At 34.6% G+C, this 15,589-nt stretch carries 2 protein-coding genes; both read right to left on the bottom strand.

The features are described 5' to 3' along the window. Nucleotides 1-19 precede the first annotated feature (19 nt). A complete protein-coding gene (locus tag SHI72_RS11875) occupies nt 20-994 on the bottom strand; it encodes a type IX secretion system membrane protein PorP/SprF (protein ID WP_039113825.1) in 975 nt (324 codons plus the stop codon). A 41-nt stretch (nt 995-1,035) separates the two neighbouring features. Then, entirely contained in the window at nt 1,036-15,552 is a 14,517-nt protein-coding gene (locus SHI72_RS11870) for a T9SS type B sorting domain-containing protein (RefSeq protein WP_323490077.1), read from the bottom strand. Nucleotides 15,553-15,589: the final 37 nt, after the last annotated feature.

Raw genomic sequence — 15,589 nt, 5'->3', positions numbered from 1 at the left:
AAAATTGGCTAATTAATTATTAATCGTGAACTGGATTTTGTGTACATGGACAGTTACTAATTGCCTGAAGGAAATCAAATCCTATAGTTACAACGTGTGTTCCTGAATTGTAAGCTCCTATACGGTTAAGTGATGCCTGGTATGAATAACCAAAGTAAAAACCTGATTTCTTGAAACCTGCCATAGGCCCTACCATTAATGGCTGGAAGAACTGATCATTTAGGAAACGATAAGAAACTCCTATCCAATAATAATCTTCATAACGATTGTATTGTCTGAACTTAAAATTAAAATCGGTACTTGAACGCTGATCACTTGCAAACAATTGATAATAAACCGATGGTTCGAACTCGATTCGGTTGTTCTCTGCTCCTTTAAAAACATATCCTGTATAAACTTGATAGTTTCGAAGTAAATTAGGCTCTATACCGTCGAATTTGTCGATTTCTTTGTTAAGGATGTTACTCGCATTAAAACTTAAATAGAACGACTTATTACGATACAAAACACCTACATCGAAGTTGTTGTTAGAAACGAATCTGTTATCGGTAACACTTGGATCTGGTGCTGGGATTTCGTATGTTGGATTAAATTCGTTGATATCAATTTTAAAATTATTGATGTTATACGAAATACCAAAAGATAAGTATTGCTTAGAATAGTAATCCAGAATTAAGTGGTGCGCAAAAGATACTTTGGCTCCTGTTTGTCTTGTATATCCGTTACTATCGTTATAAAGCGATATTCCCACTCCTGAACGATCTAAGATTCTAAAATCCGCATAAAGCGATTGGTTATCGGGTGCGTCTTTAACTCCTACCCATTGTGTTAAACCATTGGCACGTATTCTTAAGTTATCACCAATTCCGGCAAAAGTTGAAGATACTACAAATGGGTTATCAGCAAGATATTGTGTGAAAACTGGCAAATTTAACTCCTGGCTGTAACCTGATGTTACAGCCATAAGTAGAAATGATATGATAATTTTTTTCATTGTATTTTTAATTTTAGATAACATAATTACTTTGTTATTAGTTATCTGTAAAGGGTGAAATGTCCAACAAACTCTCTGTCATCTTTATTGTCATTGAGTTTCAATACGTACCAGTAATCACCAGATGGCAATTCGGCACCATTGTATTTTCCATCCCATTTTTGACCCAATCTGTATTTGCAAATTATACGTCCGTATCTGTCAAAGATGTCGAATGTTAAATCTTTATAATTTACTGTACATCCTGGAGCCCAAGTATCGTTTATGCCATCTCCATTTGGAGTAAAGTGGTTCGGGATACAAACATCGATGTAAGGAACATATCTTGTAGCTGTAGCTGTACATCCATTTTTATCTGTTACAACAACTGTGTAAGTTCCTGTTTTGTAAATAATGAATTTATTAACTGATCCATAAGGTTCTCCATCTAATGTGTATTGGTATTCTCCACCACCACCTGTAGCTGTTGCAACAATTTCATTTAATCCACCATCGGTTAATGTTAATGTTAATGGTTGAACATCTTCTATCGTAAATGGTAATGTAGTTTGCTCACAACCATTAGTATGTCTTGCTGTTACAGTATGTGTTCCTGGAGCAACATTTACAAATATGTTACTATCCTGATACGTTGTGCTACCATCTAATGCATAATCTACATCGGCTGGGTTTGCACTTTCATGAATTGTTATAGTCACAAAATTTGCAGCTACATTATTCACACAATCCGTATTAACCTTAGCAGTTGGCTCTAGTTTAACTGATTCTGGCATTGGAATTTCTAGTTCAGCCGTACAATTGTTAGCATCCAAAACATAAACAGTATGTATACCTCCTACTAAACCTGTAAAGAGATGGTTTGTACCTGTAACTGGTGCATAAGTACCTTTTCTGTCATCTAAACTTACTCTGTAAGGAGCAGTTCCTCCAACAATTTCGATACTAAATGATCCATTTTTCTCTCCAAAACATAACTCTGGTAATATACTATTTGGTACTAGAGATGGGCTTAAGATTCCTGGTTCTTTTATTTCGATATCTTTAATCGGTAACTCACATCCGTTTTCGTCCTGTACTAATACATGGTAGAATCCTGCTTTTAAATTGTCAAAAACATTAGATTCGAAGAACTCTTTAAAGTTTGGCGAAATCGCATATCTAAGTTTTCTTGTTCCTCCTGAAGCTATAACTGTAATCATACCGTTTTTAGACGCATTACACGTTAAATGTGTAGGAACGGCATTAGCTGTTATACTTGTCGTAGGTTCTATAATTGTAACTGGTAATGTCTTATTGTTACAATCGCCACTATCCACTTTTACAATATAAGTTCCTTGTGCAAGGTTCTCAAATTGACCTGGTTTACTCTGTACTGGTACAGGATTAATTTCTTTCCCTGTTGCGGGATCTAACAATGTGTACACATAGTTACCTAATCCTCCTACAGCTGTAACATATATACTACCTGTGCTTGACCCTTTACAATGAATATCATACCCAGTAACAGTAGTGAAAACTAGTTCTGGAACTTTCGGTGGTGTAATACTGTTAACAGTTTCGGTAGTACAACCAAATACATCTTGTACAAAATATTTATACTTAGTTTCTGTTGTCGTAAATGGCAATACAATTGTCACTGATGAATTAAACGGCGCACTATAATCAGTTCCATTTGTACTATACTTATATGGTCCTGTACCTCCTGTTGCAGTAAGTGTTAACTCTGGAACTATAAGACAAGTTTCGTTAGTTTTAATTGCTAAAGATCCTTTTACTATTGGTGGCTCATTAATTTCTACTGCCACAGATGTACCTGTACATGTCCAACTATCTGTAACTATCACTACATAACTAGCTGCTTTTAATCCTGTAAATACATTATTCGGTTGTGGACCGTTTTTAGTTACAACTCCATCAGGATATGTTGCAACCAATGTATATAAATATTTACCTGAACCTCCTGTAGTAGTTACTGTAATTTCTCCTGAATTATCACCAAAACAAGTTAACATTGCTTTAGCTACATTAGCTGTAACTACAATTGGTGCTGGTGTTTTTAATTCTAAAGGCTTTGGAACTTCACACATCTTAGTATCTCTTACTTTAACAATGTAATTTCCAACTCCTAAGTTAGAGAACGTTGATTGAGTAGACCAAGCAACTAATGGAGCTCCATTTAATTCCAATTGGAACTCATATCCTCCTGGCCATCCACCTTTAGCAGAAGCTATGATTTTTCCATCATTACTACCTGCTGCACAAGTAATTTCTGAATGCTGTACATCAAGTTCTAATGCTGCCAATGGTCTTTTAATTTCAAACTCAGCATCTACATCACAAAATGGTGAATCTATTAATGTAGCTGTTATTTTATAAGAACCTGCTTTTAAATTACCAATTGTAAGTGGTCCTAGATTTGCACTAGTACCATTGCTTGGTGTTGGGCCAGTAATTACATATTTGAATCCTTTAGGAAGATTAGATGGAATTACTTTAGAATCTACTAAAGTGAAATCTATGCTTCCATTATCTGAATCAAAACATGTAAGATCCTTAATGTTTGTTGCTTTTAACTCGAAAGTATTCGGATTATTAACATTATGAATTCTATCAATACTACATCCTGTATCAGGATTTTTAACTGTAATTGTATATTGCCCTACTGGTAAATTTGTAAAAGTATTTACTCCAATTAGATTCGTTTTAATTGTACCATCTGGATATGTTATAGAATACTCTAAAAGTGGTAATATACCACCTGTAGAGGTTACTGTAACTTTAATGTTCTCTCCATCATTACATGTAATTTTAGCGTCAACATCTATAACAGCATCTTTAATACCTACATAAGGCTTAATTGTTGCCGTAGTAGTCATTGGACAAGTATTACTATCATAAACTTCTATAATATAAGAGCTTCCTGCTAAATCAGACGAAGTATATTTAGTCTCTTTTCCAGACTGAACAATTCTGTCATCTGCCGGTGTAGCTCCTCTTTTGATAAATACATATTTACTAAGCGGCTGAGTACCTCCAGAAGCAATTACTTCTATCGTAGCAGACTTAGGTGCATTTGTATCTGGATTACATAAAAACTCTGTAACAGTTACTTTATCGATAGATATAACAGCTGGTTGTGTGATTTCAGCTTTTGCTGAACCTGGGCAATTTCTACCCGACATAACCGATACTGTATATTTACCTGCTGGTAAATTACTGAATGTAGGTTCTTTTTGTTCTGCTCTAGCAACAGCGTTGCCTTTATAATCAACACCTGTTAAAGTAAACTTATAGTCAGGGTTATTATTACTTGCATCTAGAGTAACTGTTATAGTACCATTAGCTCCATCAAAACATGTAACAGGAGTTGCTGTTAAATCAGCATCTACAATAGTAACAACTGCTGCTGTAGGTATTGTATAATCAATTGATGCCATACAATTTGTCACCATATCTTTTACCCAGAAATAATACTTAGTTCCTGGAGTTAAATTTGGGAATACTGCTGTTACGCTAAATGTATTTGGTGTTGTAGCTGTTCCTGTAGCATATTGATAATTAGCAGGAATTGTTCCTCCTAAACCTTGTAGAGTAACAACACCGTCGCCACCGTTACAAGTTGGGTATGTTGAAATTTCTGCCGATAACTCTAACGGTTTCAAAATTGTAAATGCAGCAGTTGCTTTGGTAATACATCCATTAGCATCTTTTACATATACATCGTATGTACCTGGTCCTTTTACTGTTAATTGATTGTTTGTCGTAAATGTTTCATCAACATTAGTTAAACTATATTTCAATGGTCCTACACCATTAGCAGTAACTGTTATTGTATAATCTGCACCAGCTACATAACATTGACTATCTGGTGTAGCTACAATAGCAGATGGAAGTGGATCTACAGTAATATCTACAGTTGTCATAACTGAACATAGATTTTTATCTATAACCCAAACATCCCATTTAGTGCTCACAGTTGGATCAAGTGTAGCGGTATTGCTATCAAAATACTTCCCAATTGGTGAATCTCCTGATTTTACAAATGCATATTTATAATCTGGTGTACCACCAATAACCGATGCAATAGGAACTGTTACCTGTGCACCTTTAGTTTTACAATTTTGTGGCACATTTGTAATTGGTCCTAAGCTTAATGCTAATAAAGGTTCCGTAATTATAACCGCAGTTGATGTTTCAGAACATTTAGGGAATCCCGTTTCTTTAACTACAACTGTGTAATTATTTCCTGCAGGTAACCCAGCAGTAATTGTTGAACCTAGAGTAGTATCTCCATTTCCTGCATCTACAGGAACAGCACTTATTCCGTTATAAACTTCATAAGTATATGCTCCAGTATATCCGGTAACATCGATAGTGATTTTTCCTGTGCTATCAGTTTTACATCCTACTTGAGTGGAAGCAAAAGCTGTTACTTTAAGATCATTAAATAATGGAACTGGTTGAATCTCTGATTTTATACTACAACCTGTATTATTATCGAAAATTTCGAATTCATAATAACTACCTGCAGTATCTGCTTCATAAGGAAATGTAGTACCTGTAACAGTCGTTAAACTTCCTGGAACAAGAACTCCATCTTTATATACTTGGTATGTAAATTCTTTTGGAGTATTTGTTCCTCCGTTTATAACTACATCCATTACTTGTTTCTTGTTTTCACAATCCATATCTGCACCAAAAGTTACATCCGCAGCAATTAAACTAGGGAATGGAGCGATTGGAATCGTTACACTATCGATACAATCATTTTCGTCCTTAACGTAATATGTTACGTTTTGAATTGCTTTGTCAGCACCAACATAAAATTCATTATCATTTCCGTAAGTAATATTGTCTTTACTATAGGTGAATTTTCCTGTTCCTCCAGCACCTGTAACAGTTACTTTTGTTGTTTTAGGAGTATTTCCTGTAGAACACTTAAATTCCTCCGCAGCTGCACTAGCAACAACTTCAACAGGTATACCAATAGTAACTTTTACTGTTTCTTCACAACCTCTTTCAGATTTTACTGTAACATTATAATCTCCTGAAACTAAACCAGTAAAATAACCATTTGATAGTTGTGTTTTCGGAAGACCTGTTAACGGAGCAAGTGGCGTAAGTATGTATGTATAATCTGGGTTATTATTAGCTGCTGGTAAATTAACTTTAATTGTACCATTACTAACGTTTCCTTGAGCTGGTTGCCCTGCCGGAGTCATACAATTAGGTAATGTTACAACAATATCACCAATTGCTAATACTACTTTTGTAGCAAGCGGAATATCAACATCTACAGATTTTGTACAACTTGTACTTAAATCCTTAACTATAATCGTATAACTGCCTGCCGCCTGATTTAAGAAAACTCCATTGTTAAGCTGTACTACATCAAGAGGAGTAGGAATTACAGTCTTGTTTTTTAAAGTAAATTCAAATCCTTTTCCAGGACCTGTAGCGGTGTCACCTCCAGAAACTTCAGCGGTAATAGTACCATTTGCAATATCACAAACAGGGTCTAGGGTAAATTTAGCTTTAAGGTCTAACGGTTTGAAAATTTCTAATTCTACTTCATTACTTGTACAACCGTTCAAGTCTTTAACTTTAATTTTGTATTTCCCTGAAGTCAAATCAGCTATTGTAAATAATGGTGTTGTTGTAATCGCAACAGCGTTACCCCCATTTAAAGTGTATGTATATGGCCCTACACCAAGTGTAGTTATATTTACTTTGATGGCAAAATTACCTTCGGTAGCAGAACAGAAAGCTGGATCTATAACTGCATCAATTATTGGTTCTGGATCTTTAACAACTGTTACTGCTTTATATGCAATACAACCATAAGCATCACGAACATAAACCAAGTAATTACCTGCTTCTACTTTAAAAATGCTTGATGTATGTGTAGGAATAACGAAAGAATCTGCTGTAGGCGGAACATCTATTAATGGATCCTGACCTATTGCTCCATTATCAACAACAATTTGATACAAGTATGGAACCGCTGCAGAAGCTGGAATTGCTGGCGTAGTTGGTGTTGCTGGTACAGCTACAACCGCTGGCAAAGTAGTTCCTCCTTTTCCAAAAGCTTCGACAATTCCTTTCAATGGATTACAATTAGCATTGTTAGTTGACCTAGCATCTAATGTTAAAGGAGTAACTGATTCAGTAATTGTGAAAGTTTTAGATGCATTTATACAAACATCAACACCTAAATTATTAAGTTCTGTAAATAAAATATAATATGTACCTGGTTTCAATGAAGCAGGAATCTCATAATCAGTACTAGCTGTTGCCTTAGATATAGTTTCAAAAATAGCAGGAACTAATGGTTTATTTGTTTGTGAATTATAAATTTCATATTTAATATCTGTTGTCACCGTGTTAAAATCTGTAAGTTTAAACGTAACTTTTCCATCATTGTTCCCCATACAAGTAACATTTTTAGATGAAATTGTAGGTTTTAAAGTCGATGCAGTTTCTGTTGGTTTTTCGGCTTGCTTGAAATAATAACAGTTTGTTGCTTCATCATAAACTATAAATGAATAAACTACACCTGGATTTAATCCTGTAAAAAGAGATTGAAGATATTGTGGGCTTGTATTGTCAGTTGTATTAATAGCGTCCTGATAAGATCCAGTATTACTAGCATACTCATAAGGCGGTATTGATCCAGATATAATCGGATAAAGTGCAAAATGATATGGACCTCCAACAACACCAGGTTTCACAGTTACCAATAATTCCGCTGTAGTACATGATACTGGTGCACCAGTAACAGTTATGTCCATATCTTCTGGTGGAGAGGCCATTTTAATTGTTTTTGTTACAGAACAATTATTAGCATCTGTAACAGTTAATTCATAAATACCAAAACTTAAAATTGTGAATTTATGATCACCCCTTACATCTGAGATAGCATGTGGAGCTACTTGTGTAGGTTGTCCAACATTATTCGTCAATGTATAAGTAAATGGCCCGTCAGATACGGCAGGTGGTCCTACATCTGCAACTTTGGAACCTCCTGTCAAATTTTTAACTGAAATAGAACCATAAGACAATCCAGCACCATTACATTGCATATTTTCTATTTCTGCATCGAATTTAATCTTAAGTGGTTCTTTAATGATAGCAGTTTTAGTAAGAAAACAAGATTTAGAATCAGTTACTTTTACAGTATAATTACCTGCTGGAAGTCCAGTAGTTTGCTCAAAATACTTTGTATTAGTAGTTGTATTCAAAACATCTATTACATAAGGTCCTACCCCAAAAGCAGTGTCTATAGTTACAGTAATTGAACCTGTAGACTCTCCATTACATAAAATAGTTGAATTGGCTACTGCTGTAAATTGTGGGTCTGTTTTTGGTTTTACAGTAACTGTTGAAGTTACTTCACAACCTGTATTATCTTTTATAACAAATACATATTTGGTATCTGTTGTAGCTGTTGTAGCCACATTATTTGTGTAAGAGAACTTGTTTCCTGTTATTGTTTTAACAATAGGATCTGCAACTCCATTTACAGTTACTGTGTAAGTATAAGGCGCTGTACCGTCAAACACTTCTCCTTTAATAATTATATCTGGATCAGTAGTAGTACAATCAGCACTTTTATCCAAATTTACAGTTGCTCTTAGTTCTTTTGCAATATGTTGAGATGGTAATACTAATGTACAACCAGTTACTTTGTCTCTAACTGTTACAATATAATCTCCTGGTTCTAAATTAGAAAAAGTACCTGTAGGCTGATAAGTCCCATTATCAAGTTTATATTCGTATGTAGGCGATGGCACTACATCTGGCGTAACAATTATTGTTGCTTTATTCGTTTTATCATAACATAAATCTGAAGTTACATCTATTGTAGCCTTAGGTTTAACTTTATCTTTCAATTCAAATGTTTCTGATACTTCACAACCATTTAAATCTTTTACAGTTACTTTATAGTCTCCAACTTGTGTTAAATTATCAAAACTATTTGTTGATTGTGGACCAACTACAGTTCCATCAGGTTGTGTAAGGGTATATTTATTAGTTCCCCAACCTCCTTTAGTATCAACTACAACTTTACCATTAACATCACATGTCATCGGTGTTACAGTTAATTTTGTTATTTCTAATTTTTCAGCAGGAGCCAAAATTTTAGCAGTTTTAGAAACTTGACAATTTGTTTCTAAATCTGTTATCGTTAATGTATGATCACCTGCTCCTAAATTAGGAACATTTACAACAATTGTAGTAGATCCTGTAGTAGGTGTTGTACCTGTTACTGCTGTTCCTCCGTCAATATCATAAGAATAACGAACATTATTACCTAAGTCTTTGATAGTAAACTTCGCAGAACCGTCTATACTTCCTAAACAAGAAATATTATTTATTACTTCTTCTTCTATTACTATTGGTATTAATTTTTTAATAGTATGCGGGAATGAGAACGTACATTTGTTAGCATCTCTTACTGTAAATGTATAAGTACCTGGAGCTAAATCCTTGAATATATTCTCTGGCTGCCAAGTTCTTGTAGACCCTGCAGGCGCGGTTATAGAATATTCATATGCTGCTTTTCCTCCTGTTACGCTTGTAATTGTAACATCTACTAAATTAGATGGGCATTTAAGAGCTGAATTTGTAATATTCATCGCTGTAATCGGAACTAAATCCAGAATAATTCCTGCATCCTCAGTAACAGTACATCCTTTGCTATCAGTAATTGTAACTGAATAAGCTCCACCAGTAGTTAAATCTTTAAATATACCTGTGTTATTTGTTGCTACTACAGTAGTAACTCCACCTTTGGTTATCTTCAATACGTAAGTATAAGTAGTACCGTTTCCACCTGTTGCCGAAGCTGTAATTATAGCTTTGGTTTCACAAGTATAAGGTGTAGATATAGATACTGATGGTGTTATTACATCTGGTTGTGTAATATCAACTTCTACCTCTCCAACACAACCATTAGTATCTTTTACATAAAATTTATGCTTTCCTAAAGTTAAATTATTAAAAGTAGATACGCTTGTAAATCCTGTTGTAGGATTATCACTAAACTGGTAATCACCTGTTCCGTCATAACCAGTTAATACAACTGAACCATCAGACAATCCATGACAACTAATGTTTGTTTGCTCTGCCTTAACCGTAGGGTTTGTAATTGAAGCTACATTACCCTCTGCAGTTGTTATACATTTATTTTTATCGGTAATTTCAAAAGTATATTTACCCGCGATAGTCGTAGTATATGTAAATTTTGGACCCGCAATAGGTAGTGGACTAGCGTATACTTCGTTACCTAAATTATCTTTAACTATATAACTAAATGGAGTTGTACCACCATTAATTGTTACTTCAATCTTAGCTTCTTTTGGATCGATACAAGTTAATGAAGTAGCTGTTTGGGCATCTGCAGTAAGATTAGCATTAATTGTTTGGCTAATTACTGTAGCCTCACAACCATAAGAATCTGTTATTACAAATGTGTAATCTCCTGTTGCTTTTGCCTCATATGTAAATGAAGTAGCAGGAGCTGGAATAGGAATTTTTGAACCTAATAGCCCTGTATTATATTTAACCTGATAGAAATAAGGAGCGACACCATCGGTAATATTAACCGTTATTGTTGCTATTTTTCCATCAAAACATAAACCTGTATTATTAGCAATTTCTGCTTTTGGAGCAACTGGTTTATCAATAACCAAAGGTATGTCTATATCATCTAAACAACCATTTTTATCTTTACCCGAAACCGTATACGTTCCTGGTTTAACGTCTGTTAATATCCCAGTAGATGGGAAAGTAACTACATTAGGTGGTGTTGCCGAATCTGTAAGTGTAAATGTATAGTCTTTTGTACCACCTTTTCCTGATGCAGTAACTGTAGCGCCTATAGAACACTTAGCAGCAGTGGCTTTTGCTTCTACTTCAAACTTATCTGGTGATCCAACTGTAGGCTTAAGCGTAAAATCACATCCTACTGAAGTTGCATCGTAACGAACCTTAACCGTATGTTCTCCCTCTCCTAAACCATCAACAATAGTCTCTTCTAATTTAGAAATTTTCCAAGGTAGAACTCCATCTATTAAATATTCAAATCCGTTAGTAGTATCAAAATTAGATGCAATAATTGTTAACCTTCCATCTTTATTTCCTTTACATTGTGTTGCGACAATATCTTTAACATCTGCAGTAAATTTTTTATTCGGATCTACAATAACTTCAAATTTTTTGGTAGATAAACATGATTTTGGTAATTGATATACTTCTATATCATCAACCGCAAAGTCTATCCCATCAACTTGAGAAACTTCAAGTCGTAATACAAAATCTAATGTAGTATTACTACCTGGATTTATTGTTCTGTTATATTCTACCCAACCGTCTGTTTTTGGTATTCCACCTGTAGATTGTGAAGATAGTGGTTTCCCTGCACTGTTTTGCAATTCTACAGTAAGGGAAGCGTCTGGCTGAAAATTACCAACTTTTAATAAATTAGTAGCAAAAAACCTAACCTGTATTGGCTGATCTGGCACAATATCTTTAATAGTTTTTCTATAAAGAACTGCATTATTTGGAATAGCTGTTCCAGCATCAACTGCTAAATACCTGCCTCCAGTAGCAGCTGTACCAGTTGTATGGTCAACAGGGTTATGCCATCCGTCATAAGGATTATTTCGTAAAGAATTGGTAACCGTATATTCTCCGTTTCCAAAGAACTTATTTCCATTACATTTTGTTGCTTCAACTTGTCTCTCCCAACAAAAAGCAGGGTTAATTCCAGGCGAAGTTTCATCTGGTCCAGAACCAAAATCTTCATTTAATAAATTACTAAATGTTGGTGCCGAAATCAATTTATATCTTACTTCAATTTTGTGTGGTGTACCAGGAACTGATGGTGGTACATTTACAAAAACATTTGGCGGAGTATTTGTATTTACCACTCCATTCAGTAAATATTCATACTCATAATTAGCCCCACCTGTATTTGTAATTGTTACAGTAGTTGATGCATTTCCGTCACAATTAAATGTTGGTGTTGATACCTCAATTGTAGGATCTGCAGGTTTTTCTTCTAAAATAATTCCAGTCATTGCATAAGGACAACCTGGTGCTGGTGAACTGTCTTTAATATAAAAAGTATATGGTGTCGCTCTTGGATTAATGTAAGCTTCATTTGAATCTTGCCAATTAATACCATCAAAACTATATTTATATGGAGGGATTCCTCCTTGAGCATTTGTAATTCTAACTTTACCTTGTTTTTCAGATCCTGTTGGTCCACAACCAGATAACTCGGCAACCCCTGCAGAAGCAGTAACTTTTGTTGCTGGTGCTGTTATTGTAATTTTTACAGATTCATCAAAACAATCTACTTTGTCATAAGTATATTTTACTACAACATCGTAATCGCCTGCTGCTAAATTTTTTATTGGAGAAATTGTACTAAATGGTCCAGCAAGTCCATTAATACTATACGATACGGTATAGTCTGAAGTAGCAGGAGTTAAAGTAAATGAAATCTCACCATCAGCACTTCCGTAACAATTAATGTTTTTCTGGTCAATTTTAACAGTTGGTCTTACTAAGTCTGGAACTGTAATAGTAGGGATTGTAACACTACATCCCGCAGCATCTATAACAACTATATCATACGTTCCTGCTTTTGTAATTGGAATTAATGGGTCGGTTAAAGGAGTTTTATCACCATTAACATAATAGTAATAAAAATCTGGGAATCCTGCGACAGGCGTTCCTCCTGTTGCTACTACCGTAATCACACCATCATTACAAGTAAGAGGTGTTGTAATACTAGCTTTAGCATCTAATTTATTATCATTTATAGTAACTCTTTCTGTTTTTACACAACCATCTTTTGTAGTAATTGCTACATCATATATACCTGGTGCAATTCCTTCAAAAAGGTTAAAATTCTTAGGGGCAACAATTTTTCCTGAGTCGCCTTTTACATCACCAGTTGCAACTTCAGTAACAATAAATTGATACCATCCGTCTACTCCAGTAACAGTCGCTTTAATAGTTCCTCCTTTTCCTGCACAACTTGGATCTGTAGTATCTATTTTTGTTTTAAAAGTTTTCTCTATAATTGTAACATCCGCTGTATACTCACATTTTTCAAATGTATTATCTACTGCTTTTGTTTTTATATGAACGATATATCTTCCTGCTGGAACATCATCGAAAACATTTGAATCCTGGTAAGGTTTTACGCCATCCAAACTATATTGGTATCCGAATCCATCATTTGGTTTTGGATTTGTAATGGTAATACTTCCCTTCGTATCACAAACAATATCTTGCTTTGTAAAGGTTGGGTCTACTACACTTTGAGTCACATTAAAATAATATATGTTTTCACATGTATTATTATAAGTAACTACAAGTCTAAAAGTACCTGCTCTATTAGCAGTATAAGTTGGCCCCTTAGCTACTTCTGTCCAGTTTGTAGCAGTTACGTCAGGACAACTATCATCTAGTGTTGATGGTCTTGGATCTTTTGTTTCTTGCCAAACAATACTTGATGCTCCTTCGATTTTAGTGTCAATAGGTTTTGTAGCATTTTTTCCACATAAGAATATTTTCGGAAATGGCTTACCATCATTAATACAAGTATAAGGCAATTTAGTTGTTGGGTCAATATTATCCGCAAAACTATTAACTGGATTATCATTAATGTTTACAGTATATTCCTTAACAATAAATGTTTGAGTTATTCCTTTGCATGGTGCTGCTGCACTAGTAACTACTGTGTATGTACCTGGTTTAGTAACGGTAACTTCTTGGTTGTTACCTCCAAAAATATTTCCGTTAGGATCTTTCCATACATAAGTAGTATAACCACCTCCAGCTTTTAGTTTAACTGTACCACACAAATATAACGTTTGCTCAAATTTACATTTCTCTAAACCAATAAGAAAGTTAGTTGCTGTTGGTTTACCAACATTACAACCTTCCTCTGCGGAAAGACTTCCTTCTCCAAATGTATTATCGTTAATAACTCCGTTATATTTTGAATTAGCTGTATTATCAATAACATTTGAGCATGCGTCTGTTAAAGCATCACAATCTTTAACTGTCTTTACTCTAAATGTCAGAGTAGTGGTACCACTATTACTTACAACAAGTTCCGGAGCAACGTCAAATACTATGGTTCTTGTGGCCGCATCATAAGATTTTACCTTTACTCCATCTGGTATATCTAAAAAATCGGTTTTATCGTTAAAAATAATGTTATTAGGCAAAATATCTGTAATTGTAAAGTTTACAGCATTATCATTTCCTTTGTTTTGGAAGCTTATTTCATATTTTAATTCTTTATCGATACTGATGTCCTTACCTCCCGCATCATAATACTTACCATTATCATCTTTTGCAAAAACCTTTTTAAGAAGTACAATCCTTGGTGCAATGATTTCAACAGCAAAAGCATTAAAATAATAAAAATAGAGATCCTGATCACTCCCCAAACTTATGATTGCCGAAGTATCTCCATTTTTAATTACAGAACCTCCCGGGAATTGAGTGGTTGGATCATTTTTTACTTCAAACACACCCGCATCAAATCCTAACGTATTGGAACTATTGAGATCTCTATCCTTTAGAATAGTCCCCATTGAAGTAACCGAACTGTTAAAGAAATTATCTTTAGTAACCCATTTTTTACCATTATAAAACGATTCCTGTGGTCTTTCCTGAGGTGTGGATTTAAATCCATTAATCGATAAATAATCACCTCCGATATCTAAATCTCCTTCTATTGCCGAAAAAGCAAATTTTGCCTTTACCTGACCCACTGGAATTGTAGTAAATCCAGAAATTTCGATTTTTAAATTATTCTTTTCGTCAATTGCACTAAATCCATCAAATGAAGTAATCGCTTTTTCTGGTAAAGTAGCATTTTCATATACAAAGAAAAGTGACCATCCTGCAGATAAACCTGTACCTCCAGAACTAGCATTAGCTGGTCTATTTGTACCTTGTGCTGTAGAAATATTGGCTACAGAATAATATCCCTGAGGATTAGGCCTAGGTGTTTTAGTAAAATAATCTGTTACATTGGCATAACATGCATAAGGCAAACTAGTACCTATTTTAGTACCGTTAGCATTATAAATAACAGTACCATCTATATCGACATAGCTACCTCCAGGCATTTTAAACTTTACCTTATCTATTGCCTCAGTACCCCTGGTAACTGCACTCCAGTAAAGTCCTACATATACGATTTTGGAACAAGCTGCATCAGGCAAGGTCAACTTAGCTTTACTTGAATTAAAAATACCAGCACCTCCATCAACATTAACATATTTCATCTCGAAACTGCTATTCTGATCCCTGTCGTTAAAGGGTACCTCTGGGCCGTCGCCACCCCACCAACTTCTAGAATCCCTATTCAGAACGCTATTTCCAATCAAGAGAATGTCTCCTCTTAAATTTTTATTATTGTAGCGAATATCAAAACTTTTATAATTTTGAGAATAGGAAATAATGCTCTGTAAGAAGATCAAAGCAAATAACGTAATTTTTACAATAGTAGGTTTTTTCATGGTATTTTCTATTTAATCATTTGCAATGCTTTCCTAA

The organism is Flavobacterium sp. PL02, assembly GCF_035013205.1.
Classification (GTDB): Bacteria; Bacteroidota; Bacteroidia; order Flavobacteriales; family Flavobacteriaceae; genus Flavobacterium.
This window is presented reverse-complemented; position numbering and strand designations above follow the sequence as displayed.